Source organism: Mycolicibacterium septicum DSM 44393 (assembly GCF_000455325.1).
GTDB lineage: Bacteria > Actinomycetota > Actinomycetes > Mycobacteriales > Mycobacteriaceae > Mycobacterium > Mycobacterium septicum.
Window position 1 is genome coordinate 1 of record NZ_HG322953.1, and the last position, 25,539, is coordinate 25,539.

23 protein-coding genes are annotated in these 25,539 nt (G+C 67.4%); 14 read left to right on the forward strand and 9 right to left on the reverse strand.

Annotation, left to right across the window (positions count from 1 at the left end; translation table 11 throughout):
- Positions 1 to 111: 111 nt before the first annotated feature.
- Positions 112 to 609 (reverse strand): methylated-DNA--[protein]-cysteine S-methyltransferase, encoded by a 498-nt coding sequence (locus TX88_RS26915; RefSeq protein ID WP_044522104.1) that lies wholly within the window; start codon positions 607 to 609, stop codon positions 112 to 114.
- Entirely contained in the window at positions 606 to 2,099 is a 1,494-nt protein-coding gene (locus TX88_RS26920; protein WP_044524096.1) for a DNA-3-methyladenine glycosylase 2 family protein, read from the reverse strand. Before TX88_RS26920 ends, TX88_RS26915 begins: the two co-directional genes overlap by 4 nt.
- A gap of 87 nt (positions 2,100 to 2,186) precedes the next feature.
- Here TX88_RS26920 and glsA point away from each other — a divergent pair, with 87 nt between their 5' ends.
- Entirely contained in the window at positions 2,187 to 3,470 is a 1,284-nt protein-coding gene (glsA, locus tag TX88_RS26925; protein WP_044522106.1) for a glutaminase A, read from the forward strand.
- Here the strand turns inward: glsA and TX88_RS26930 are convergent.
- The gene (locus tag TX88_RS26930; protein ID WP_044522108.1) at positions 3,467 to 5,071 is read right to left on the reverse strand and encodes an adenylate/guanylate cyclase domain-containing protein; all 1,605 of its coding nucleotides are present in this window, start codon (positions 5,069 to 5,071) and stop codon (positions 3,467 to 3,469) included. The two genes, glsA and TX88_RS26930, sit on opposite strands and share 4 nt — an antisense overlap.
- 46 nt (positions 5,072 to 5,117) lie before the next feature.
- Between TX88_RS26930 and nucS the strand changes: the two genes are divergently transcribed.
- Positions 5,118 to 5,789, forward strand: coding sequence for an endonuclease NucS (gene nucS, locus TX88_RS26935; protein WP_044524097.1), 672 nt, complete (start codon positions 5,118 to 5,120; stop codon positions 5,787 to 5,789).
- Positions 5,789 to 6,070, forward strand: a complete 282-nt coding sequence (locus TX88_RS26940) for an Rv1322 family protein (protein ID WP_044522109.1) — start codon at positions 5,789 to 5,791, stop codon at positions 6,068 to 6,070. The genes nucS and TX88_RS26940 overlap by 1 nt, the downstream gene beginning before the upstream one ends.
- Here the strand turns inward: TX88_RS26940 and mce are convergent.
- Entirely contained in the window at positions 6,067 to 6,543 is a 477-nt protein-coding gene (mce, locus tag TX88_RS26945) for a methylmalonyl-CoA epimerase (protein WP_044522110.1), read from the reverse strand. The two genes, TX88_RS26940 and mce, sit on opposite strands and share 4 nt — an antisense overlap.
- Before the next feature lie 83 nt (positions 6,544 to 6,626).
- Here mce and TX88_RS26950 point away from each other — a divergent pair, with 83 nt between their 5' ends.
- The 3 genes from TX88_RS26950 to TX88_RS26960 are packed head-to-tail and all read left to right on the forward strand — an operon-like array spanning position 6,627 to position 9,173.
- Positions 6,627 to 7,817 carry an acetyl-CoA C-acetyltransferase gene (locus TX88_RS26950; RefSeq protein ID WP_044522111.1) on the forward strand — a complete coding sequence of 397 codons (1,191 nt, stop codon included), beginning with the start codon at positions 6,627 to 6,629 and terminating at the stop codon, positions 7,815 to 7,817.
- Between the two features lie 47 nt (positions 7,818 to 7,864).
- Entirely contained in the window at positions 7,865 to 8,248 is a 384-nt protein-coding gene (locus tag TX88_RS26955; RefSeq protein WP_090434887.1) for a DUF3817 domain-containing protein, read from the forward strand.
- Between the two features lie 13 nt (positions 8,249 to 8,261).
- Positions 8,262 to 9,173 (forward strand): tetratricopeptide repeat protein, encoded by a 912-nt coding sequence (locus TX88_RS26960; RefSeq protein ID WP_044522114.1) that lies wholly within the window; start codon positions 8,262 to 8,264, stop codon positions 9,171 to 9,173.
- A gap of 6 nt (positions 9,174 to 9,179) precedes the next feature.
- On the opposite strand, the gene glgB is transcribed toward TX88_RS26960, so the two are convergent.
- Together glgB and TX88_RS26970 are read right to left on the reverse strand one after the other, a co-directional pair.
- Positions 9,180 to 11,387, reverse strand: a complete 2,208-nt coding sequence (gene glgB / locus TX88_RS26965; protein WP_044524099.1) for a 1,4-alpha-glucan branching protein GlgB — start codon at positions 11,385 to 11,387, stop codon at positions 9,180 to 9,182.
- Between the two features lie 7 nt (positions 11,388 to 11,394).
- The gene (locus TX88_RS26970) at positions 11,395 to 13,491 is read right to left on the reverse strand and encodes an alpha-1,4-glucan--maltose-1-phosphate maltosyltransferase (protein ID WP_044522117.1); all 2,097 of its coding nucleotides are present in this window, start codon (positions 13,489 to 13,491) and stop codon (positions 11,395 to 11,397) included.
- Positions 13,492 to 13,670: 179 nt separating this feature from the next.
- On the opposite strand from TX88_RS26970, the gene TX88_RS26975 reads away from it, so the two are divergent.
- The 3 genes from TX88_RS26975 (at position 13,671) to TX88_RS26985 (ending at position 17,933) form a co-directional block, all read left to right on the forward strand.
- Complete coding sequence (locus TX88_RS26975; protein ID WP_044522119.1) at positions 13,671 to 16,262, forward strand: glycosyltransferase family 1 protein; 2,592 nt, start codon at positions 13,671 to 13,673, stop codon at positions 16,260 to 16,262.
- Positions 16,259 to 17,107 carry a Vgb family protein gene (locus tag TX88_RS26980; RefSeq protein ID WP_044522120.1) on the forward strand — a complete coding sequence of 283 codons (849 nt, stop codon included), beginning with the start codon at positions 16,259 to 16,261 and terminating at the stop codon, positions 17,105 to 17,107. Before TX88_RS26975 ends, TX88_RS26980 begins: the two co-directional genes overlap by 4 nt.
- Positions 17,108 to 17,249: 142 nt before the next feature.
- Positions 17,250 to 17,933, forward strand: coding sequence for an MspA family porin (locus TX88_RS26985; RefSeq protein ID WP_044522121.1), 684 nt, complete (start codon positions 17,250 to 17,252; stop codon positions 17,931 to 17,933).
- A 4-nt stretch (positions 17,934 to 17,937) separates the two neighbouring features.
- Here the strand turns inward: TX88_RS26985 and TX88_RS26990 are convergent, their stop codons facing one another.
- From TX88_RS26990 to TX88_RS27000, 3 genes are all read right to left on the reverse strand, one after another.
- Complete coding sequence (locus TX88_RS26990; RefSeq protein ID WP_044522122.1) at positions 17,938 to 19,380, reverse strand: neutral zinc metallopeptidase; 1,443 nt, start codon at positions 19,378 to 19,380, stop codon at positions 17,938 to 17,940.
- Positions 19,381 to 19,467: 87 nt separating this feature from the next.
- Positions 19,468 to 21,504 (reverse strand): ATP-dependent DNA helicase, encoded by a 2,037-nt coding sequence (locus tag TX88_RS26995; RefSeq protein ID WP_044522127.1) that lies wholly within the window; start codon positions 21,502 to 21,504, stop codon positions 19,468 to 19,470.
- Positions 21,501 to 22,811, reverse strand: coding sequence for a nicotinate phosphoribosyltransferase (locus TX88_RS27000; protein ID WP_044522129.1), 1,311 nt, complete (start codon positions 22,809 to 22,811; stop codon positions 21,501 to 21,503). Before TX88_RS27000 ends, TX88_RS26995 begins: the two co-directional genes overlap by 4 nt.
- Before the next feature lie 65 nt (positions 22,812 to 22,876).
- On the opposite strand from TX88_RS27000, the gene clpS reads away from it, so the two are divergent.
- From clpS to TX88_RS27025, 5 genes are read left to right on the forward strand one after another with little or no spacing between them, the layout of a single operon-like run.
- A complete protein-coding gene (clpS, locus tag TX88_RS27005; RefSeq protein ID WP_044522132.1) occupies positions 22,877 to 23,191 on the forward strand; it encodes an ATP-dependent Clp protease adapter ClpS in 315 nt (104 codons plus the stop codon).
- Between the two features lie 6 nt (positions 23,192 to 23,197).
- A complete protein-coding gene (aosR, locus tag TX88_RS27010; protein WP_044522135.1) occupies positions 23,198 to 23,776 on the forward strand; it encodes an oxidative stress transcriptional regulator AosR in 579 nt (192 codons plus the stop codon).
- A gap of 5 nt (positions 23,777 to 23,781) precedes the next feature.
- Entirely contained in the window at positions 23,782 to 24,801 is a 1,020-nt protein-coding gene (locus TX88_RS27015) for a P1 family peptidase (RefSeq protein ID WP_044522138.1), read from the forward strand.
- Positions 24,802 to 24,813: 12 nt separating this feature from the next.
- A complete protein-coding gene (locus TX88_RS27020) occupies positions 24,814 to 25,227 on the forward strand; it encodes a M67 family metallopeptidase (protein WP_044522139.1) in 414 nt (137 codons plus the stop codon).
- A gap of 30 nt (positions 25,228 to 25,257) precedes the next feature.
- Entirely contained in the window at positions 25,258 to 25,533 is a 276-nt protein-coding gene (locus TX88_RS27025) for a MoaD/ThiS family protein (protein WP_044522140.1), read from the forward strand.
- Positions 25,534 to 25,539 lie beyond the last annotated feature (6 nt).

A 25,539-nucleotide genomic window follows, 5' to 3' on the forward strand; every position in this document is an offset into this window, starting at 1 on the left:
TCCCGAGCCCTCCAATTTCGATTGGGGGGCTCGGGCATTTTTGTATCTGCGCACCGATGAATTAGAGGCGCGTTTTCAATTTCGAAATTGAAAACGCGCCTCAGTCATAAATCAATTGAAAAGCGCCGGCATCGTCCGGCTTCTCTCCAATTCCAACAATGCACGCTTGCGGTCCAGGCCGCCGCCGTATCCGGTGAGGCTGCCATTCGCGCCGATGACCCGATGACAGGGCACGATGATGCCGATCGGATTGTGCCCGTTGGCCAGGCCGACGGCTCGCGATGCCGATGGTGACCCGATCTGTCGCGCGATCTCTCCATACGAGCAGGTTTCGCCGTACGGAATCGTCTGCAGTGCCTCCCACACGCGGCGCTGAAACTGCGTCCCGACCATGTCGAGCTCGAGGTCGAATTCCGTACGTTCGCCGGCGAAGTATGCGGACAGCTGGTCGGCGGCGTCGGAGAATGCCGTGTCATCGGCCTCCCAGCCTTCGCGGCTCGGTTCGTAGGTCTGATCGACCATCCGTAGATGCATGAGCTTTCCATCCCGGCCGGCCAGCGTGAGAAGGCCGACCGGGCTGTCCATGGTGCGGTAGTGCAGTGTCGTCATGACTTCTCCTGTCGATCGTGCGGGGGCCATTCGTTCACCGCGTGGTCCAGTGTGGTCCAGAGGTGTTGTGTCGCATATGCGCGCCATGGCCGCCATCTGGTGCTGTGTTCGACGAGCCCGTCGGGGGTCAGGTCCAACTGGTCCGCGGCCGCGCGTACGCCGAGATCGGTGGCGGGGAAGGCATCTGGATCACCGAGGCCGCGCATGGCGATCACCTCTGTGGTCCATGGCCCCACCCCGGGGAGCGTGAGCAACTGTTCGCGGGACCGCTCCCAGTCGCATCCCGGGTCGAGGACCAGATCGCCATCGGCGATCGCCGCCACCAACGCCGTGACGGTCCGCTTCCTGGAGGCCGGCATGGCCAGATGACCGGGATCCAGGGCGGCCAGGTCGCCGATACTGGGAAATACGTGGGTCAGCCCTCCGGCCTCGTCGGAGACGGGGGTCCCGTAGCCGGCGACGAGGCGTCCGACATGGGTGCTCGCCGCCTTGATCGACACCTGCTGGCCGATCACCACCCGGAGTGCGAGCTCGGATTCGTCGACGGTGCGGGGGATACGTTGCCCCGGCGCCTTGGCGACCACCGCGGTGAGCCGCGGATCGGACTGGAGCGCCTCCACCACCGCTTCGGGATCGGCGTCGAGATCCAGCAGGCGCCGGCACCGTGCGATGGCGGCCGACAGGTCGCGGAAGTCCTCCAGGACCAACTGGCAGCGGACATGATCGGGCTGCGGGGTCAGGCCGACCACGCCATGGCCGTGCGGCAGCCGCAGGGTGCGCCGGTACTGCCCGTCGCGCACCTCCTCCAACCCTGGAACCGCACTGGCCGCCAGATGCCCGAACAACCCTTCGTAGGCGAAAGGGGTTCGTACCGGCAGTCGCAGTGACAGCACGCCGGGTGCAGCGGAGGCATCGGCGGCGAACCGGTTGCGGGCCCGCAACCGCAGCTGGGTCGGTGTCAGATCGCACACCGCCCGTACGGTGTCGTTGAACTGTCGGATGCTGGCGAAGCCCGCAGCAAAGGCCACGTCGGCGAACGGCAGCTCGGTGGTTTCGATCAACACCCGCGCTGTCTGGGTCCGTTGCGCCCGGGCCAGCGCCAGGGGATTGGCCCCCAGCTCGGTCTGCATGATGCGTTGCAGCTGCCGGCTCGTGTAGCCGACGCGGGCCGCCAGCCCCGTCACTCCCTCGCGGTCCACGGTGCCGTCGGCGATCAGCCGCATGCACCGCGCCACGATGTCGCCGCGCACGTTCCATTCGGGGGAGCCCGGCGAGGCATCGGGGCGGCAGCGTTTGCAGGCTCGGAAGCCGGCTGCCTGGGCAGCGGCCGCGGTCGGATAGAACCGCATGTTGCGGGCGAACGGTGGCCGTACCGGGCAGCTGGGGCGGCAATAGATGCCTGTGGTGAGCACAGCGGTGACGAACCAGCCGTCGAACCGTGCGTCCTTGGACTGGACTGCCCGGTAACAGCGGTCGAAATCCTCGTGCATGTATTCCACGATGGCACGGCACCCGGCGCTTCACTAGCGGAAAAACGACATGGTCGTGGGAGCGTGCCCGTGGCTAGACTGCGACCTGTGGCCGAGCTGGTGCAGCACTACCTGGACCGGATCCGTGCCGAGCAGATCGAACTACGCGACGGCGCCCTGGCGAGCTATATCCCCGAACTCGCCAAGGTGGACCCCGAGGGATTTGGACTGAGTCTGTCCTCCTCGGACGGATATGTCTACGAATCCGGCGACACCGCAGTGGAATTCACCATCCAATCTATCTCCAAGCCGTTCACCTACGCGCTCGCGCTGGACCAGATCGGCCAGGATGCCGTCGACGCCAGGATCGGCGTCGAACCCTCGGGAGAGGCGTTCAACGAGATCAGCGTGGACGACGTGACCAAGACACCGAAGAACCCCATGATCAATGCCGGTGCCATCGCGGCGGTTTCGCTGATCCCCGGGGCCAGTGCCGATGAGCGGTTCGACCGCATCCACGAGTTCTATTCGGCGTGCGCGGGCCGGCGACTCGAGATCGACATGGATGTCTACGCCTCGGAGAAGGCGACGGGCAACCGCAACCGGGCGATCGCGTACATGCTGACCAGTTTCGGTGTGCTGGACGGCGATCCGGACGAGGTCCTCGACGTGTACTTCCGCCAGTGTTCGGTCAAGGTGACCAGCACCGACCTGGCCCGGATGGCCGCCACGCTGGCCCGGGGCGGGTTCAACCCGTTGACCGGCCGGCGCGTCATCGATGCCAACGTGGTTCGGCGCACCCTCAGTGTGATGGTCACCTGCGGGATGTACGACGCGACAGGCGATTGGGTCAGCGCCGTCGGGCTGCCCGCCAAGAGCGGGGTCGGCGGCGGCATCGTGGCGGTGCTGCCCGGCCAACTCGGCATCGGGGTCTACTCACCACGTCTGGATTCCCGCGGCAACAGCGTGCGCGGGGTACACGTGTGCCGCAACCTTTCCTCACAGTTGGGACTTCACTTCCTCACGGTCGGCCGTGAGTCGTCGTCGACGTTGCGAGCGGCGTACCAGGTCAACCCGGGGATTCGGGTCTACGAGGTTCAGGGCGATCTGTTGTTCGCCGGTGCCGAGCAGGTGTTGCGGACCGCCGAGCACGATCGTGGCGGTTATGACGTCGCCGTGCTGGACGTGACCCGGGTCGACGACATCAACGATGCGGCGCGCGGCATGCTGACCGGGATGCGGGCCAGCCTGGCCGCCACGGGCAAGGAGGCCTATCTCGTCGACCCCGACGGCCGCGTGGTGCCTGCCGACCGGCGCGACGACTATGACGGCGTCGTGTTCCGCACTCTCGACGAGGCGGTCGAAGCGGCGCGGCAGTGGGGCGCAGGCTAAGCCGGCACGGCCACGCGGGTCGGCTCGCCCAGCCCCCGCAGGGTGACCGATTCGCCCAGCGACCAACGGGCCCTTTCGGTTTCGGAGGCATTGGCGATGGTGTCCGATGAGGCCACCAGATGCCCGGGCACCTGCTTGGAGAAATCGCACAGCCGCGCGGCCTCGTTGACCGGCTCCCCGATCACGGTGTACTCGAAGCGCTGCTTGGCCCCGACGTTGCCCGCCACCACCTGACCGGCCGCCACCCCGATTCCCGCCTTGAGTTCGGGCACCTCGACACGCAGCCGCTGCGCGATCGCCCGTGCGGCTCCCAGGGCTTCGTCCTCGGCATTGGGCAGCGAGACCGGCGCACCGAACACCGCGAGTATGGCGTCACCCTCGAATTTGTTGACCAGGCCGCGGTGATTGTCGACCTCGTCGACGATGACCGCGAAGAACCGGTTGAGCAGATCCACCACCTCGACCGCGGGCCGCGTGGTGACCAACTGCGTCGAGCCGATGACGTCCACGAAAATCACTGCGGCGTGGCGCTCCTCGCCGCCGAGGACGGGCTTCTCCTGCTCAGCCAGCGCGGCGACCTCGCGGCCGACATGGCGGCCGAACAGATCGCGGACCCGTTCGCGCTCGCGCAGGCCGTGCACCATCGAGTTGAATCCGCGTTGCAGCTGGCCGAGTTCGGTGCCGTCGAACACCACGAGGTTGGTGTCCAGATCGCCCTGCTCGACACGGTTGAGGGCCGCGCGCACGACACGGATCGGGGTCGCGGTCAGATACGACAGAATCCACATCAACAGGAATCCGAACACCAGCGCAAACGAGCCGAGACCGATGACGGCATAGGCGAATTGGACCGGTGTCAGGTTGTTGAGCGTCACGGCGAACACCGCGGCCAGCATGATGCCCACGATCGGCACCCCTGAACTCAGCGCCCATACCACCATCGTGCGGCCCATGATGCCCGGAGCCAGCCGGACGGGCGGCGGGCCTGCCTCCAGGGCCTGCGCGGCCACCGGCCGCAGCGCGAACTCGGTGAACAGATGGCAGCTGACCGACACCACGATGCCGGGAAACGTGATGCCCAGCAGGAACTTCGGGATGTAATTGGTGTCCACCAAGCCGAAGAGTGTGGTCAACAGGGCGGCTCCGAGCCCCCACAGGACCAGCAGCACGCGGGTGAGCCGGAACGGGGCGAAGAACGTGTTCCGCTGATCCGCGACGGTGGGTGGGCGTTCTTCGATGGCCCACCGCACGTTGTCGATCACCCGGGTCGTCGCCCAGAAGACCCCGACGATCAACGCCGAGCCCATGTAGATGGGCGCCACGATGAAGGTGATCCAGCGGACCGGCGGAGCGAACACGTCCGGCGAGGGGAACAACAGCGTGACGATGATCATCGAGATGCCGATACCGAGCAGGTTCACCAGGATCACGAACGTCGTGAGGATGACCTGGATGCGCACCCTGCGCCGGCGCTGGCTCTCCGATACCCGGCCCAGCACCCACGATCCGTACTCCGGGGTGATCGGGATCCGGCTGTTCTGGCGGGTGACACCTTCAAGGACGCGGCCCAGCCGTCGTGCCAGCGATTTGTCGGAGTTCATTGTGGCGTCAGCCTAGTTCGTTCGGGATGCCCTTAAGGTGGATCGGGTGCGCCTCGTGATTGCCCAGTGCACCGTCGACTACGTCGGGCGGCTGACCGCCCACCTTCCATCGGCCCGCAGGCTGTTGTTGTTCAAGTCGGACGGTTCGGTCAGTGTCCATGCCGACGATCGCGCCTACAAGCCGCTGAACTGGATGAGCCCGCCGTGCTGGCTCGTCGAGCAGGACGGCGAGGGGGCGCCGGTGTGGGTGGTCGAGAACAAGGCCGGTGAGCAGCTGCGCATCACGGTCGAGGACGTCGAGCACGACTCCAGCCACGAACTCGGTGTCGATCCCGGCCTGGTGAAGGACGGCGTGGAGGCGCACCTGCAGGTGCTGCTGGCCGAGCACGTCGAGCTACTGGGCGCGGGCTACACATTGGTGCGCCGTGAGTACCCCACCGCGATCGGCCCGGTCGATCTGATGTGCCGTGACGAGCTGGGCCGCTCGGTGGCCGTGGAGATCAAGCGCCGCGGGGAGATCGACGGTGTGGAACAGCTGACGCGCTATCTCGATCTGCTCAACCGCGACACCGTGCTGGCCCCGGTGGCCGGTGTGTTCGCCGCCCAGCAGATCAAGCCGCAGGCCCGAACCCTGGCAACTGACCGTGGAATCCGTTGTGTGACTTTGGATTATGACCAGATGCGGGGTATGGACAGCGACGAATACCGGCTGTTCTGATGCGCCGCCGGCCCCGCGAACACCGTCGGCTGGCGCCCTTGCCGCCGTCGCGCCGGGTCGAGACCGGGCCCGACGGTTACGACTACGAGGTGCGAGCGGTCGCTGCATCGCGAGCGGTGAAGGTATATCGATGCCCCGGGTGTGACCACGAGATCCGCGTGGCCACCGCGCACGTGGTGGTGGTACCGATCGATGTCGGCGATATCGATGACCGCAGGCATTGGCACACCGCCTGCTGGGCGAATCGGACCAATCGCGGCCCGACGAGAAAGTGGTCTTAGTGCTCTGAATCCGCGGCGGGTTCGACCAGCTCGATCAGCACGCCGCCGGCATCCTTGGGGTGGATGAAGTTGATCCGCGAATTCGCGGTGCCCTTGCGCGGGGCTTCGTAGAGCAGCCGCACGCCCTGGCTGCGCAGGCGCTCCGAAAGCGCGTCGATGTCGCTGGTCCGGTAGGCCAGTTGCTGCAGGCCGGGGCCGCTGCGATCGATGAACTTGGCGATCGTCGACTGCTCGTTCAACGGGGCCAGCAGCTGGATCTGGGCGCTGCCCTTGGCGGCGCCGCGCACCGAGAGCATGGCCTCGCGCACGCCCTGCTCCTCGTTGATCTCCTCGTGCAGGACGATCATGCCGAGGTTGTCGTGGTACCACTTGGCCGCGGCATCCAGATCGGGGACGGCGATACCGACGTGATCGATTGCCGTCACCAGCGCGGAAGCGAGGGCGGGACGGGCATCAACCTGATCGGCGGTCATAACGTAACGGTAACCTCTACCTGAACGTTTGCGTATGTGTGATCGCCCACACAGCTCTTGGACCCTGGCTTTGGAGGTAGGAAATGACTGCGGAATCTCGCACGTCGGTGATCGTTGCTGGAGCGCGTACTCCGGTCGGCAGATTGATGGGCTCGCTGAAGGATTTTTCCGGCAGTGACCTGGGCGCCATCGCGATTCGCGGTGCCCTGGAGAAGGCCAAGGTCGATGCTTCGCTGGTGGACTACGTGATCATGGGTCAGGTGCTGACCGCGGGGGCCGGTCAGATGCCCGCCCGCCAGTCCGCGGTGGCCGCCGGCATCGGCTGGGACGTGCCCGCGCTGAGCATCAACAAGATGTGCCTTTCCGGCATCGACGCCATCGCCCTGGCCGACCAGCTGATCCGCGCCGGTGAGTTCGAGGTCGTCGTCGCCGGAGGCCAGGAATCCATGAGCCAGGCCCCGCACCTGCTGCCCAAGAGCCGCGAGGGCTACAAGTACGGCGATGCGACGCTGGTCGACCACCTGGCCTACGACGGTCTGCACGACGTGTTCACCGACCAGCCCATGGGCGCGCTCACCGAGCAGCGCAACGACGTCGACAAGTTCACCCGCGCCGAGCAGGACGAGTTCGCCGCCCAGTCGCACCAGAAGGCCGCCGCGGCGTGGAAGGACGGGGTGTACGCCGACGAGGTGGTGCCGGTGTCGATCCCGCAGCGCAAGGGCGACCCGATCGAGTTCGCCGAGGACGAGGGCATCCGTGCCAACACCACGGCCGAATCGCTGGGTGGCCTGCGTCCGGCCTTCCGCAAGGACGGCACCATCACCGCCGGGTCGTCGTCGCAGATCTCCGACGGTGCGGCCGCGGTCGTGGTGATGAGCAAGGCCAAGGCGCAGGAGCTGGGCCTGGACTGGCTGTGTGAGATCGGTGCGCACGGTGTGGTGGCCGGTCCGGACTCCACGCTGCAGAGCCAGCCGGCCAACGCGATCAAGAAGGCCGTCGAGCGTGAGGGCATCAGCGTCGATCAGCTGGACGTGCTCGAGATCAACGAGGCATTCGCTGCGGTGTCGCTGGCCTCGACCAAGGAGCTGGGGGTCGACCCGGCCAAGGTGAACGTGAACGGCGGCGCGATCGCGATCGGTCACCCGATCGGCATGTCGGGTGCCCGCATCACGCTGCACGCCGCGCTGGAACTGGCCCGCAAGGGATCCGGCTACGCCGTGGCGGCGCTCTGTGGTGCCGGTGGCCAGGGCGATGCCCTGATCCTGCGTCGCTGACAGCTATCAACGACGGCGTGTAGTAGCTGGCCGTCCGGTCCGGCACAATGGCGGCCATGACACGCTCCTTCGACCTGCGCACGGTTTCGGGCTGGTTCCGGCTCATCGCTCTCGCTGAGGCGGTGAGCTGGGCCGGTCTGCTGGTCGGCATGTACTTCAAGTACCTGGGCAGTCCCCGCACCGAGATCGGAGTCAAGGTGTTCGGCCCGATTCACGGTGGCGTTTTCGTCGCCTTCGTGGTGGCCGCTGTGCTGGTCGGAATTGCCCACAAGTGGGGCGTCGGCACCTGGATTCTGGCGTTGCTGGCCAGCATCGTGCCACTGGGCAGCGTGATCTTCGTCATATGGGCGGATCGGACCGTCCGCCTCGCGCCGGTCGACGGTTCGGCCCTGGTGCCGCAACCGGGCGGCGCCGTGCCCGAAACGACGTGACAGACTTGGTGGCGTGACTCGTCCACGACCTTCTGTCGGGCCGGCGCTGGCCGGCGCGGTTGACCTCTCGGCACTCAAGCAGCGGCCCGCGGCGGGCGGTGCGGGCGGTGGCAGCCCCAGTGCTGCCGGCGGCCCGAACGTCACAGAGGTCAACGAAGCCAACTTCGAAGCCGAGGTGCTGGTCCGCTCGGGCCAGGTGCCGGTGGTCGTACTGCTGTGGTCGCCGCGCAGCGATTCCAGTGCCGCGCTGGGGGATGCCCTGGCGGGTCTGGCTGCGGCCGACAACGGCAAGTGGTCCCTGGCGCTGGTCAACGTCGACACCACCCCGAGGGTGGCGCAGATGTTCGGCATCCAGGGCGTGCCCACCGTGGTTGCGCTCGCCGGAGGACAGCCGATCGCCAGTTTCCAGGGCGCTCAGCCGGCAGACGAACTTCGTCGCTGGGTCGATTCGCTGCTCGAGGCGACCGCGGGCAAGCTGCCCGGGTCCGGTCCCGGTGACGACGAGCCGGAGCAGGTCGATCCGGAGCTGGCAGCGGCCAGGGCTTACCTGGACGAAGGGGACTTTCCCGCAGCAGCCGCCGCCTATCAGGCAATTCTCGATGCGCAGCCCGGCCACGCCGAGGCCAAGGGTGCGGTGCGACAGATCGCGTTCCTGCAGCGGGCAAGCGCACAGCGCCCTGATGCGGTGGCCGCTGCCGATGCCGCTCCCGACGACATCGAGGCGGCATTGGCGGCTGCCGACGCCGAGATCCTGGCCCAGAACGTGTCCGCGGCCTTCGATCGGCTCATCGCACTGATCAAGCGCACCGCAGGCGACGACCGGACCGCGGTGCGGACCCGGCTCGTCGAGCTGTTCGACCTGTTCGACCCGGCCGATCCCGAGGTGGTCGCGGGCCGTCGCAATCTGGCCAACGCGCTGTACTAGGACGCGTCAGGCGGGCTCGAACCACAGCATCGCCAGCGGCGGCAGCACCATCACCGCCGAGGCCGGGCGGCCGTGCCATGGTTCGTCGGTGGCCTGCACCGCACCGAAGTTCCCGATGCCCGACCCGTTGTAGATGGTCGCGTCGGTGTTCAGCACCTCCTGCCAGGCGCCGGCATGCGGCAGGCCCAGCCGGTACTCGCTGTGCTCGCTGCCGGCGAAGTTGACCACGCAGGCCAGCACGGAACCGTCGGCACCGAACCGCAGGAAGCTCAGCACGTTGTTGGCCGAGTCGTTCGCGTCGATCCAGGAGTAGCCCTCGGGGCTGGTATCGCGGCTCCACAGCGCCGGGTGGCGGCGGTAGATCCCGTTGAGATCGCGCACCAACCGTTGCACGCCGCCGGAGAAGCCCTGCTCGTCGAGCTGGAACCAGTCCAGCCCGCGCTCTTCCGACCACTCGGCCCGCTGGCCGAATTCCTGGCCCATGAACAACAGTTGCTTGCCCGGGTGGGCCCACTGGTAGGCCAGCAGGCTGCGCAGCCCCGCGGCCTTGGCATGGTCGCCGCCGGGCATCCGGCCCCACAGCGTGCCCTTGCCGTGCACGACCTCGTCGTGGCTGATGGGCAGCACGTAGTTCTCGCTGAAGGCGTACAGCATCGAGAACGTCATCTCGTGATGGTGATAGCTGCGGTGCACCGGGTCATGGCTGACGTAGTCGAGCGTGTCGTTCATCCAGCCCATGTTCCATTTCATCGAGAAACCAAGGCCGCCAAGGTTGGTCGGGCGGGTGACACCGGGCCAGGAGGTCGACTCCTCGGCGATGGTGACGATTCCCGGCGACATCTTGTGCACGGTGGCGTTCATCTCCTGCAGGAACTGCACCGCCTCCAGGTTCTCCCGGCCACCGTGGACGTTGGGTGTCCAGCCGCCCTCGGGGCGGGAGTAGTCGAGATAGAGCATCGAGGCCACCGCGTCGACGCGTAGTCCGTCGACGTGATACTCCTTCAGCCAGTACAACGCGTTGGCGACCAGGAAGTTGCGCACTTCGGGCCGGCCGAAGTCGAAAACGTAGGTGCCCCAGTCGAGTTGCTCGCCGCGGCGCGGGTCGGAATGTTCGTAGAGCGGGGTGCCGTCGAAACGGCCGAGCGCCCAGGCATCCTTGGGGAAGTGGGCAGGCACCCAGTCGACGATCACCCCGATCCCGGCCCGGTGCAGCGAATCCACCAGGAACCGAAAGTCGTCGGGAGTTCCCAGCCGGGATGTCGGGGCGTAGTAGGAGGTCACCTGGTAGCCCCACGAACCGCCGAACGGATGCTCGGCCACCGGGAGCATCTCGACGTGGGTGAAGCCCTGTTCCACAACGTATTCGGTCAGTTCGGTGGCCAGCTGTCGGTAGCTGAGCCCCGGGCGCCAGGACATCAGGTGCACCTCGTAGGTGCTCATCGGTTCGAACACCGGGTTCTGCGCAGCGCGCCGCGCCATCCACTTGCCGTCGTTCCAGGTGTAGGAACTGGTGGTGACCCGGGATGCGGTCTGCGGAGGTACCTCGGTGGCGAATGCCATCGGGTCGGCACGGTCGGTGGTGCCTCCGCCGGCGCCGTGCACGCGGAACTTGTAGAGACCGTTGGCCGGGAAGCCGGGCCAGAACAACTCCCAGACCCCCGACGAGCCCAGCGCCCGCATCTGCGCCTCGTTGCCGTCCCAGTGATTGAAATCACCGATAACGCTGACGCCCTTGGCGTTCGGTGCCCACACCGCGAACGACACGCCTTCCACGATCCCGTCGGGAGTGGTGAAGCTGCGCGGGTGCGCGCCCAGGATCTCCCACAGGCGTTCGTGACGCCCCTCGGCGAACAGGTGAAGGTCGAGTTCGCCGAGCGTGGGTAGGAACCGGTAGGCATCGGCTGTGGTGTGGGTGAAGATCGTGTCGTCCGCGCCGGGATAGCCGATCTCCAGGCGGTAGTCGGCCAGGTTGGTGAAGGGAACCGACACAGCGAAGATCCCGGAATCGATGTGCTGCATGGGGAATCGGTCACCCCCGATCACGGCCACTACCTTGGAGGCGTGTGGGCGATAGGCCCGGATCACGGTCCGGCCGCTGTATTCGTGGGCCCCGAGCACCGAATGCGGATCGTGGTGCTGACCGATCAGCAGCCGCTGGATGTCGGATGGGTCGGGCCGCAGATGTAGGTCGGTGAGGTGGTTGCTTCTCGTCATCTCGTTCTCATTCCCTGCGTAGCAAGCCCAGTCGTTGCTCATAGGGTACGAGTGGCATGTTCAATACGTGCGCCACCGCCTTGGCGGGATCGATGCGGACGTAATTCGACTGCCCCCATTGGTATTCCTCGCCGGTGATCTCGTCGCGTACCCAGAACCGGTCATGTGATTCCATACCCAATGCCTCCATGTTCAACCACAACATGGCTTCCTCGGCGCTGAACGGGTTGAGCGTGACCACCGTGAGCACGGCGTCTCCGGTGATCGGGTCGAACTTGCTGTAGGCGAGCAGTGCGTCGTTGTCCACGTGGTGGAAGGTGAGGGTGCGCAGCTGACGCAGGGCCGGGTGTAGGCGCCGGATCTCGTTGAGGCGGGTGACAAAAGGCTCGAGCGAACGCCCCTCGGCCAGTGCCGCCGCGAAGTCGCGGGGACGCAGCTCGTACTTCTCGGAGTCCAGATACTCCTCGCTGCCCTCGCGGACGGCCCGGTGCTCGAACAGTTCGAAGCCGGAATACATGCCCCACGAGGGGCTCATGGTCGCGGCCAGCACTGCGCGGATCGCGAACATGCCCGGACCGCCGTGCTGCAGTGACTCGTGCAGGATGTCTGGGGTGTTGACCCACAGGCTGGGCCGCGCGCTGTCGGCGTTCGCGGTGATCTCGTTGCCGAATTCGGTGAGTTCCCACTTGTTGGTGCGCCAGGTGAAGTACGTATAGGACTGGGTGAAGCCGCGTTTGGCCAACCCGTAGAGCCGGGCCGGCCGGGTGAACGCCTCCGACAGGAACAGTACGTCCGGATCCTCGTTCTTCACCTCGGCGATCAGCCAGACCCAGAAGTTGGGCGGTTTGGTGTGCGGGTTGTCGACGCGAAAGACCTTGACGCCATGTGAGATCCAGAACCGCACCACCCGAAGCACCTCGTGGTACAGCCCGGCGGGGTCGTTATCGAAGTTGAGCGGATAGATGTCCTGGTACTTCTTCGGCGGGTTCTCCGCGTAGGCGATGGTCCCGTCCGGCAGCACCGTGAACCACTCCGGATGCACGGCGGCCCATGGATGATCCGGCGCGCACTGCAGCGCCAGATCCAGTGCCACCTCGACGCCCTGCTTGCGGGCGGCGGCCACGAAGGCATCGAAGTCGTCGATCGTGCCGAGCGCGGGGTGCACGGCGTCGTGGCCGCCCTCGTCGCTACCGATCGCCCACGGTGACCCGACGTCGTCGGGCGCGGCGGTCACCGCGTTGTTGCGGCCCTTGCGATGCACCTTGCCGATGGGGTGGATGGGCGGCAGATAGACGATGTTGAAACCCATGCGGGCGATCCGGGGGAGCTGCTCGGCGGCGGTCGCGAACGTCCCGTGCACCGGATGTCCGGCTTTGTCCCAGCCGCCGGTGGACCGCGGGAACATCTCGTACCACGAGGAGAACCGGGCCAGCGGCCGGTCCACCCAGACGCCGTATTGCTCACCGCGGGTGATCAACTCGCGCAGCGGGTACTGGTCGAGCAGTTCGGTGACCTCTTCGGACAGCGCTGCCCCGGCACGAAGGAACGGATCGCCAGGGACCCGCAGCGCCGCGGCGGCCTCGATCAAGGGGTCACGCAGTTTGCGGGGCACCCCGGCGGCGGCGCGCTCGAGCAGGCGGGCCCCGACCAGCAAGTCGTTGGACAGCTCGGCCTCACTCTGACCGGCGCGCAGCTTGGCCTCGACTGCATGACGCCAGGTGGCCAGGGGATCGCCCCAGCCGTCGACCCGGTACGTCCACAGTCCGACGCTGTCGGGCGTGAACTGGCCATGAAAGACATCGGGTGTGTGCCCGGTCGACATGGGCAGGGCCTGCGGTTTGATGCGTTGTGAAGGACGCACCCCAGGGTTGGTGGGCAACACGGTGTCGATCGGCACCGGTAGCGCCGCGGTGCCGGGTCCGGTGGCCAGCCGCGGGTAGTCGGTGCCGAGATAACGCACCACCAGGGTGGCCGCGACCGCGTCATGGCCTTCACGCCACACCGTGGCCCGGACCGGGACCACCTCGCCCACGACGGCTTTTGCCGGGAACTGCCCGCCGAACACCACAGGCGCGACATCGTCGATTCCGATACGACCGGCCACCCATCCACTCCTCACGTCGTCTCGATCAAGCGGCTGTCTGTGTTCACTCGCCTTGTCGCGTCTGATACCCACCGTAATGGGCTGCCCAATCTCGCGGGCGTTAAGCACGACCTGACCGCTGCTTGTGCCGATACCGCTCACCGCTGCACGAACCGGAATTGTCAGTAAGGTTGGATCGCGTGAAAGCCCTCAGAAGGTTCACCGTCCGCGCGCACCTTCCCGAGCGGTTGGCGGCGCTGGAACGGCTGTCGATCAACCTGCGGTGGTCGTGGCACAAACCCACCCAGGATCTGTTTGCTGTCATCGACGCCGACCTGTGGGAGCAGACCAACGGCGACCCGGTGGCGCTCCTGGGGGCGGTCAGCCCGCAACGGCTCGACGAACTCGCCGGTGACGAATCGTTCCTGGGCCGGCTGGACGAGCTGACCGCGGACCTGGACAACTATCTGAGCCGCCCGCTGTGGTACCAGCAGCAGATCGCCGACGGGGTCGCGATGCCCAAGGGCATCGCGTACTTCTCGATGGAGTTCGGCGTCGCCGAAGTGTTGCCCAACTATTCGGGCGGTCTGGGCATCCTGGCCGGTGATCACCTCAAATCCGCATCGGATCTCGGGCTGCCGTTGGTCGCGGTGGGCCTGTACTACCGCTCGGGGTACTTCCGGCAGTCCCTGACCGCCGACGGTTGGCAGCATGAGACCTATCCGTCCCTGGACCCACAGGGGCTGCCGCTGCGGCTGCTCACCGACGCGTCCGGCGCGCCGGTGCTGGTGGAGTTGGCGTTGCCGGATGCGCGTGAACTGCGGGCCCGGGTCTGGATCGCACAGGTGGGCCGGATTCCGCTGCTCCTGCTCGATTCCGACGTTCCGGAGAACGAGCACGAACTACGCGGGGTCACCGACCGGTTGTACGGCGGCGATCAGGAACACCGCATCAAGCAGGAGATCCTGGCCGGTATCGGCGGTGTGCGTGCGATCCGCGCCTTCACCGAGATCGAGAACTTGCCTGCCCCTGAGGTTTTCCACATGAACGAGGGCCACGCCGGCTTCCTCGGGGTCGAGCGGATCCGCGAACTGGTCGCGGCGGGGCTGGATTTCGACACCGCGTTGACCGTGGTGCGGTCGTCGACGGTGTTCACCACGCATACCCCGGTCCCGGCAGGCATCGACCGGTTCCCGGTCGAGATGATCAGGAGTTACTTCGGCAGCCCGCCGGGCGGTCCCGCCGACTCCCGGCTGCTGCCCGGTGTGCCGCTGGAGCGGGTGGTCGCGTTCGGCGCCGAGGACGACCCGTCGAAGTTCAACATGGCGCACATGGGTCTGCGACTTGCCCAGCGGGCCAACGGGGTGTCGTTGTTGCACGGCCAGGTCAGCCGGGGCATGTTCAACGACCTGTGGCCTGGATTCGACCGGGCCGAGGTGCCGATCGGATCGATCACCAACGGCGTGCACGCCCCGACCTGGGCGGCCCCGCAGTGGCTTGCCCTGGGACGGGAGCTGATCGGCTCGGAGGCGGCGGAACCTGCGGTGTGGGAGCGGCTGCAGGAGGTCGAGCCGGCGCACATGTGGTGGATCCGCTCCCAGCTGCGCGAGACGCTGATCGGCGATGTGCGTGACCGCCTGCGCCGCTCCTGGCTGGAGCGCGGCGCGTCCGAGGCCGAACTGGGCTGGATCGCAACGGCTTTCGATCCGTCGGTGCTGACCGTCGGGTTCGCCCGACGGGTGCCCACCTACAAGCGGCTGACCTTGATGCTGCGGGATCCGGAGCGGCTGGAGAAACTGCTGCTCGACGACAAGCGGCCGGTGCAGCTGATCGTGGCGGGCAAGTCGCACCCGGCCGACGACGGTGGCAAGGCGCTCATCCAGCAGATCGTGCGGTTCGCCGACCGGCCGGAGGTCCGGCACCGGATCGCGTTCCTGCCGGACTACGACATGTCGATGGCCCGGCTGTTGTACTGGGGTTGCGACGTCTGGCTCAACAATCCTCTGCGGCCGTTGGAGGCCTGCGGTACATCGGGGATGAAGAGTGCGCTCAACGGCGGGCTGAATCTCTCGATCAGGGACGGCTGGTGGGACGAGTGGTACGACGGCGAGAACGGGTGGGAGATCCCGACCGCCGACGGAGTGGAAGACGAGGCCCGCCGCGACGATCTGGAGGCCGCGGCCCTCTACGACCTCCTCGAAAACGCCGTGACACCGAAGTTCTACGACCGCGACGAGCACGGGGTGCCGACCCGCTGGGTCGAGATGGTGCGTCACACGCTGCAGGTGCTCGGGCCGAAGGTGCTGGCCTCGCGCATGGTGCGGGACTACACCGAGAAGTACTACCTGCCTGCGGCGCAGTCGTTGCGCCAGACCGTCGAGGCCACTTCGGGGGAGCCGTTCGGTGCGGCCCGGGAGCTGGCCGATTACCGGCGGCGGGCCCAAGAGGCCTGGCCGAAGATCCAGATCACCGACGTGGACAGCTACGGCCTGCCCGATACGCCGCTGCTGGGGTCGCAGTTGACGCTGACCGCCACGGTGCAGCTGGCCGGTCTGCGTCCCGACGAGGTGACGGTGCAGGCCGTGCTGGGCCGGGTGGACCCAGGCGACGTGATCCTGAATCCGGTGACCGTGCCGATGGCGCACACCGGTTCCGCCGACGGCGGTACCGAGGTGTTCTCGACCAGCACGCCGCTGCCGGTGGCCGGGCCGGTGGGCTACACCGTCCGGGTATTGCCGCACCATCGGCTGCTGACCGCTGACAACGAGCTCGGCTTGGTGGCGCTGGCTTGAGTAGAGCGCTCAAAGTTCAGCTCGACGGCGGACCGTACGCGCTGGCTGCCGGAAGCGACGGCGCGATGTGGGTGACCCTGGTGCACGGTGGCGCCGTCGCCCGGGTTTCGCCCACCGGTGAGGTCAGCACGTACTCGGTCGCAGAATGCTCACGTCCGTCGATCATCGCGGCAGGTCCGGACGGGGCGCTGTGGTTCACCCGGTCCGGCGACGATCGAATCGGCCGGATCAGCACCGCGGGGGAGTTGAGCTCTTTCGAATTGCCCGAGGGCAGTGCGCCTTTCGGCATCACCGCGGGCCCCGACGACGCATTGTGGTTCACCACGATGTCGTCGGGCGAGATCGGCAGGATCGGCACCGACGGTGAGATCAGCACTGCGGCCACGGTCGGCGGGATGCCGTCGATGATCACCAAGGGGCCCGATAACGCGTTGTGGTTCACGCTCAACGAGACCGGCGCGGTGGGCCGGCTGAGTGTTGACGGGACGCTCAAGGTGCGCGAATTGCCCACTGCCGCAGCAGGTCCTGTCGGCATCGCGGCCACTCATGATGACGCCGTGTGGTTTACCGAGATTCGAGCCGACAAGATCGGCAGGATCCCGGTCAATGACGCCATCCAGGAGCTGGACCTGCCGGGCAAACCGCATGCGGTGGTCGCCGACCCGACCGACGGAGTGTGGGTCAGTCTGTGGGGTGCAGATCAGATCGCCCGGATCAGCGGGGACGGGGATGTGGTGACCATCGATCTGCCGTCCGGCAGCGAACCGCACGGGTTGGCGATCGGTCCCGACGGCGCCTGCTGGGTGGCGCTGGAGTGTGGATTCGTCCTGAAAATGCCGACCTGAGTGAGCAGAGGCGCTGACGGTCGGGTAAGTACATGGGCAGTCTTGTTCCCTCGCTGAAACGTAGCGATACGTTGCCGCGAGGAACCGTAACGGGAGGCCGCCTGTGTTGATTCGCTCCTTCGGACTGCTCGTTGCGGTGTCTATGGCCTGCGCGGCGCCGGTGGCACCGGCCTGGGCCGATCCCGCCGTCCCCGATGCCGAGGTCGTCGCAGACGTGGTGCCCGCACCGGGCGAACCGGGCGCCGCCGACCTCGTCGAATCGACCCCGCCGGCCAACCTCAAGACCCCCGATGGCTGGAATCTGACGGTGTCGGCCAGTGACGAGACGCAGGCCGTGGTGGCGCCTCTGACCACCGCGATATCCTCGCGCGAATATGTCGTCGGCGGCACGTACCGCGGAGCGATGTCCGGCCCCGACGGCGGTGACCCGCGCGGCACCCTGGAGGCCGGCTATCAGATCGGCTGCGGCATCGACATGAGTACCTCCAACGGCGTCTCCTTGACCGGCACCGCCGGACTCAACTCGTCCATCGGTGTACTCGGCACCGACGTGGTCTCACCCTGGCCGGAGGGCATCCTGCCGGGGGTCGGCGCGAACATCGGCGGTGGTATCACGATCGGCCTCAAACCCGGCATCATCAACCTCATCCCGGTGGCCAAGAAGGAGTTCAAGGGCACCGCGCCGTGGGTGATGATCAGCAACTTCCGGGTGAAGATCGACGGCTGTGTGGGGCAGTCGTTCATCCGGTCCTATGCCGTGCTGACCCGGTCCACCGACGAGTCCGAGGCAGTGCTGGCCTGGTACGGCACCACGAAGGTTGTCTGACCCCTCAGGCGAACCGCTTGAGGCAGCGTTCCTCGTCGCCGAGGATGCCGACCCGGAAGGCATCGATTCGGGCGAAGCCCGACGGCACCGACTCGCCGTTGACGTCGCTGGCCGCCAGCCCGTTGGTGAGGATGCCCGATACCGCCTCGTCGACATCGCCTGCGGTCAGCAGGATGGTGTCCCCGTTGGGCAGGTTCACGGGTTTGATCATCTTGGCCGTGGCCACCCCGGTCAGGCAGGCGGTGCGCAACGCTGCCTCGGCGTTGTCGAGCACCAGGCCGCGGGCGTGCTGCAGGGCCAGGGTGTAGCGCGAGATCAGCACGGAGAAGGCGGTGTTGTCACCGCCGGCCAGGTCGCCGACGTCGACCTGGTCGGATGGTGCTGCGAGCGCTTGCAGTTCGGCCAGGTCGACCACGATGGTGTTGGTGTCAGGGCAGTAGGAGGCCGGCGGGCTGGGCCGTGCGCTCGGACATTCCGCCGCGGCGTCGGGCCGGAAGTCGAGCCGCGGGGGATCGGCGGGTTTGAAGATGGTGTTGAGCGCGTCGATCATCGAGCGCACCCAGCGTTCGGTGATGTCCAGGTCGCCGCTCTGGTCCTCGGGAAGCAGGACGGGGAGGTCGCCGCGCCGTTGGTTGATCTCCTTGAGGTCGATCGCGGCACAGGCCGCGGGGCCGTCGGTGAACCCGAACTGGAAGGCCGAGATCCGTTCGAACGCCGAGCCGTGCTCGTCGATCCCGACCTGGGCCTCGGCCTCGGTGAGCAGCGGATCCCGGAACGCGATGACGGCGGCGAGCAGCTTGTTCAGCCCGTCTGCGGTGCTGAGCGCGAACCGCTGGGAATCGCCCTGGGCCACCCATCGCATGTAGGTGCCCGCCAGGCAGTCGGCCTGCTGCTCGGCGACCAGAGTGGGTGTCTGGCGGTTGATCAGTCCGGCCTGCTGCTGGATCGCATGGCCGTACTCATGGGCGAGCACCATGACGGCTCCCATGTCGCCGTTCTGCCGGCGCAGGCCGGGCATCAGCACGCCGCGGTCCCAACCGATGGTCCGATCCGGTTTGCAGAATGCCGCATTGACCAGTCCGTAGGTCTCCATCCCGCAGAAGCCGCCGTCGAAACTCTCGGCGTCCCAGGAGATCAGCGCGCGCACCGGTTGGAACTGACCGTCGAACGCCTCTGAGTAGGCACCCGACCAGAACTCTTCGAGGTCACTGACGGCACTGGCGGCGAGGTTGTCGATCTTGCCCCCGTCGGTGTTGGTGACCTTGCGCGAGGGCTTCTCGGCATCGGGACGCAGTCCGCTGGCCCCGTCGGTCGCGGGCATGCCGGCGACCGAGAAGGGATCGCTGAACACCGACACCGCCGTGCCGCCCACCAGGGCTGAACAGGAGGCCAGCGGCAACGCCGTGCACACCGCGAATGCGATGCCGAACAGGGCGCGTCGGCTCATATGGATGCCTTCCGGTGCACTCTGGCGGCCAACTGTCCGCGGGTATGCCGCACACACTAGTTAACTCGGCACGCACAGGGTGCGATATCAGCCCGCGCCCCGAAGCCGCTTCAACGACTGTCGCACCCGGTCAGGGTCGGTGGTGGACCAGAACGGCGGCAGCGACGAACGAAGGTATCCGCCATAGCGGGCGGTCGCCAGCCGGGAGTCCAGCACCGCGATCACCCCGCGGTCGTCGGTGTGACGCAGCAGCCGACCGGTGCCCTGGGCCAGCAACAGTGCGGCGTGGTTGGCGGCGATCGCCATGAAGCCGTTGCCGCCGTGCGCGCTGATCGCCCGCTGCCGCGCGGTCAGCAACGGATCGTCCGGGCGGGGGAAGGGAATCCGGTCGATCAGGACCAACGACAGCGACGGCCCCGGGACGTCCACGCCCTGCCACAGTGACAGGGTGCCGAACAACGAGGTCTCGGGATCATCGGAAAACTGTTGCACCAAAGCCGAAGTGGTGTCTTCACCCTGGCAGAGCACCGGGGTGGACAGCCGTCCTCGCATGACTTCGGCGGCGGCCTTGGCCGCGCGCATCGACGAGAACAATCCCAGGGTGCGGCCACCGGCCGCGGTGATCAGGCCCTCGATCTCGTCCAGTGTCCGGGTATCGGTGCCGTCCCGCCCAGGCGGTGGTAAATGCTTGGCCACGTAGAGGATTGCCGATTTGGCGTGGTCGAACGGTGACCCCACATCGATACCGCGCCAACCCGGTTTGGCCGGCTCGTCGGCGAAGCCGCCCAGCCCCCAGTTGCGTGCCATCGCGTCGAAGTTGCCGCCGAGGGTGAGGGTCGCCGAGGTCAGCACCGCGGTGGTGTTGGCGAACAGTCTGGTGCGCAACAGGCCCGAGACCGACATCGGCGCCACCCGCAGCAGGGACCGCCCGGGGCGAGGAGCCCCGGTGTTTCCGGCGTTCGATCCCTCGGACTGCTCCACCCAGACCACGTCGACGCGATCGGGGATGGGCGGTACGAACGAGGTGAGGATCCGGGTGGCGGTGTCGCTGACGTCGTTCAGTGCGGTGACGGCCTCGGTGCGCGCCGAGGCGGCCTGGGGGTCGCTGGGGCTGGTGTCGATCGCTGTGCGCGCCGCATTGGCCGCGTCGCGCAATGCGGTCAGGTAGATACCCAGTTCCTCGTCGAGCACGTCGATACGACCCGCATCGAGCTCGTGCAGCATCGAGGACAACGTCGCGACGGCGGCCTCGAAGCGCTGCGCCAGTTCGTCATCCACCAATCGCGCCATCCTGCGGTGTGCCACCGCCATGGACGTCGCCGAGAGTTCGGCGGTGGCCACCCCGGTCACCCGGTCTGCCAGTTCGTGGGCCTCGTCGACCACCAGCAGTTCGTACTCGGGCAGCACCGAGAAATCGGAGAGCGCGTCGATGGCCAGGAGCGCGTGATTGGTGACGACGACGTCGGCGGCACCGGCCTTCTCCCGCGCCCGCTCGGCGAAGCAGTCGGTACCGAACTGGCAGCGCGACACCCCGATGCACTCACGTGCCGACACGCTGACCTGCGACCAGGACCGGTCCGGCACACCGGGAGTCAGCTCGTCGCGGTCACCGGTCTCGGTGTCCGAGGACCATTCCGTCAGCCGCTGCACATCGCGGCCCATGGCGCTGATCGCCATGGGCGAGAACAGTTCGTCCTGGGGACGGTCGGCCGGCTCGTCGGCCGCTCCATTGTGGATCTTGTTGAGGCACAGGTAGTTTCCCCGGCCCTTCAGTAGCGCGAAGGTGGGCTTGCGGGGCAGCGCGTCGGCCAGCGAGTTCACCAGCCGGGGCAGATCGCGGTCCACGAGCTGACGTTGCAGCGCGATCGTGGCGGTCGAGACCACCACCGGCTGCTCGGTCTGCAGGGCGCGGGCGATCGACGGCACCAGGTACGCCAGCGATTTGCCGGTGCCGGTGCCGGCCTGCACGGCCAGGTGCTCACCGGACTCGAAGGCGTTGGCGACGGCCTCGGCCATCTCCACCTGACCAGAACGGCTGGCGCCGCCGAGTCCTTTGACGGCGATCTTGAGGAGATTGGTCACCACGTTGGCCACCTCACGGGATGGCTTCGATTTGGTCGTCATGTCTGGAACGGCACAACCCGGGTGGGGATGGCCGGCTCGCCGCGGGACAGTTTGAGCCCGTCCCACGGAAGGCTGTGCAGCCCTGCGGAGACCCGCTCACGCGCGGCGGCCAGGTCGGTGGCGGGGTGGTGTCCTTCGACAGGGACTCCGCCGGCCACCAGCGGGACGGTGAGCGGGCGTGCGACGAGTCCCGATGTCTCCAGCGGCTCCTGACCGTGCGGGTAGACCACTTCCTCGACGATCGTGCCCGAGGCCTTGGCGAGCCGAGCGGCCTGCTTGCGGCCACCGTGGGACTCCTTGCGGCTGCTGCGCTTGGCCACCGGCATCCCGTCGACCTCGACCAGCTTGTAGACCATGCCCGCGGTCGGCGCGCCGGATCCGGTGACCACCGAGGTGCCGACCCCGTAGCTGTCGACGGGCTCGGCGCGAAGTGCTGCGATGGCGAACTCGTCCAGGTCTCCGGAGACCACGATCTGAGTGTTCGTGGCACCGAGGTCGTCGAGCTGCTGGCGCACCTGGCGGGCCAGCACACCCAGATCGCCCGAGTCGATGCGCACAGCGCCCAACTGCGGGCCGGCCGCCGCGATCGCGTTGGCCACGCCCGCGGTGATGTCATAGGTGTCCACCAGCAGGGTGGTGCCGACGCCGAGGGCCGCCACCTGGCCGCGGAACGCGGCCTGCTCGTCCGGTCCGGATTCCGTGGTGTGCAGCAGCGTGTAGGCGTGCGCCGCCGTGCCCAGTGCGGGTACCCCGTAACGCTGCTGGGCAGCCAGATTCGACGATCCGGTGAAGCCGGCCAGGTAGGCCGCGCGGGCGGCGGCCACGGCGGCCAGCTCATGGGTACGGCGCGAGCCCATCTCGATCATCGGCCGGCCGTGGGCCGCGCTGGCCATCCGGGCCGCTGCCGACGCGATCGCCGTGTCGTGGTTGAGGATTGAGAGAACGAGGGTCTCCAGCACCACGCACTCGGCGAAGGTCCCGTGTACCGATAGCACCGGAGAACCGGGGAAGTAGAGCTCGCCCTCGGCGTAGCCGTCGATGTCACCGCTGAACCGGTAGGCCGACAGGAAGTCGAGGGTCGCCGTGTCCAGGAACTCGGAGAGTGCGGTGAGTTCGTCGGGGGTGAACGTGAACTCTGCCAACGCTTCCACCAACCGGCCGGTGCCGGCGACCACGCCGTAGCGCCGGCCCTCGGGCAGCCGGCGGGCAAAGACTTCGAATGTGGTGCGGCGGTGCGCCGTGCCATCGCGCAGCGCGGCTGCGAGCATCGTCAGCTCGTACTTGTCGGTGAGCAACGCGACGGTCACACCAGCAACCGTAGCTGTTCGCAGCTGTTTCAATATCGCGGCACCCCTGCCGGTATTGTGGGCCCATGGTTACACCGGCGAAGGCCCGACCGGGGACCCGCGAGGAGCGCAGCGTCGAGGCGGCGCCACGGGAAGATGCAGCCACCGAAAGCCCGTGGGTGACCATCGTCTGGGACGATCCGGTCAACCTGATGAACTACGTCACCTACGTGTTCCAGAAACTGTTCGGATACAGCGAGCCGCACGCCACCAAACTCATGCTGCAGGTGCACAACGAGGGCAAGGCCGTGGTGTCGGCAGGCAGCCGCGAGTCGATGGAGACCGACGTGTCCAAACTGCACGCCGCCGGGCTGTGGGCCACCATGCAACAGGACCGCTGATCGACTGTGCGCAAATGGAAAAGGGTCGAGACCGCCGACGGTCTGCGGTTGCGCTCGGCGTTGGAGGCCCACGAGGCCGCATTGCTGTCGAGCCTGGGAACGTCGATGCTGGGGATGCTCGAGGAGCGCGGATCATCCGGGCCCACAGACGAACTCGAGATGATCACCGGCATGAAGACCGGCAATCCGCAGGCGCCCGAGGACGCCACCATGAAGCGTCTGCTTCCGGATTTCTATCGGCCGCAGACTGAGCATCCCGCCGGTTCGAACACTGCCGAGAGCCTCAACAGTGCGCTGCGCGGACTTCATGAACCTGCCATCATCGATGCCAAACGCGAAGCGGCCCAACGTTTGTTGGACACCATTCCCGATGGTGGCGGCAAGTTCGAGCTGACCGAGGACGATGCCGAGGCATGGGCCGCAGCGGTCAACGACATCCGGCTGGCCCTGGGCACGATGCTCGACATCGGCGCGCAGGGCCCCGAGCAGCTGCCCGCCGAGCACCCGATGGCCGGGCATGTCGACGTCTACCAGTGGCTGACCGTGCTGCAGGAGTACCTCGTCCTCAGCCTGATGGGGAGATAAGTCTGATGGGTTCGATCACCGACGTCGGCGGCATCCTGGTCGGCCACCACCATCGCATCGACCCCGACGTGACGTTGGGCTCGGGGTGGGCGTCGGGATCGACCGTGGTGCTGGCCCCGCCGGGGACCGTCGGCGCCGTCGACGGACGCGGCGGTGCGCCGGGTACCCGCGAGACGGACCTGCTCGACCCGATCAACACCGTGCGCCACGTCGACGCCGTCGTGCTGACGGGTGGCAGTGCCTACGGCCTGGCCGCCGCCGACGGGGTGATGACCTGGCTGGAGGAGCAGGGCCGCGGGGTGGCGATGGACGGCGGCGTGGTGCCGATCGTGCCTGCCGCGGTGATCTTCGACCTGCCCGTGGGCGGCTGGGCCAACCGGCCGACGGCGGAGTTCGGCTACGCGGCCGCCGCGGCGGCGTCAACGGAGTTCGCGCTCGGGACCGTCGGCGGCGGTGTCGGTGCGCGCGCCGGAGTCCTCAAGGGCGGTGTCGGCACCGCCTCGGTGACCTTGGACTGCGGGGTGACCGTGGGTGCCCTGGTCGTGCTCAACGCCGCCGGTGACGTGGTGGATCCGGCCACCGGTCTGCCCTGGATGGCGGCGCTGATCGAGGAGTTCGGGCTGATCGCCCCACCCGCCGACCAGCTCGCCGCCTACGGCGATCGACACACCGAGCTGGCGCCGTTGAACACCACCATCGCGGTGGTCGCCACCGACGCCGAGCTCAGCCCTGCCGGGTGCCGTCGGGTGGCCGTCGCCGCGCACGACGGACTGGCCAGGACCATCTCGCCGTGTCACACCCCGCTGGATGGCGATACGGTGTTTGCGCTGGCGACCGGCGCGGTGACCGTCGAGCCGGACGAGAAGACACCGGTGGCGATGTCGCCGGAGACGGCACTGGTCACCCGAGTCGGGGCCGCCGCGGCGGAGGTGCTCGCCCGCGCCGTGCTGGTCGGGCTGCTGGCCGCCGAGCCGGTGGCCGGAATACCGACCTACCGTGACATGTTGCCGGGAGCGTTCGAATGAAGGAGTTGTGACGTGCTGGTGATCCGCCGGGATCTCGTCGAGGCCATGGTTGCGCATGCCCGCGCCGACCATCCTGACGAGGCGTGCGGGGTGATCGCCGGACCGGAGGGCTCTGATCGGCCCGAGCGGTTCATCGAGATGGTCAACGCCGAGCGTTCCCCGACCTTCTACCGCTTCGACTCGATGGAGCAGTTCAAGGTGTGGCGCTCGATGGACGAGGCCGACGAGGTGCCCGTCGTCATCTACCACTCGCACACCGCGACCGAGGCCTACCCGAGCCGCACCGACATCTCGCTGGCCCAAGAGCCCGATGCGCACTACGTGCTGGTCTCCACGCGCGACCCGCAAGAGCACGAGCTGCGCAGTTACCGCATCCTCGACGGGGTCGTCACCGAGGAACCCGTCTCAATTGTCGACCAATACTGAGCAGCCGAGCAGTACACCTAAGGAGTTTCCATGGCAGTCACCGTCTCGATCCCGACCATCCTGCGTCCGCACACCGACGGGCAGAAGCGCGTCAGCGCCTCCGGCGACACGTTGCAGGCGGTGATCGCCGACCTCGAGGCCAACTACTCGGGCATCGCCGACCGGCTCGTGGATAACGGCAAGCTGCACCGCTTCGTCAACATCTACGTCAACGACGAGGACGTGCGGTTCTCCGGCGGCCTGGACACCACCATCGCCGATGGCGACTCGGTGACGATCCTTCCTGCCGTTGCGGGCGGAGCCTGACGGTCC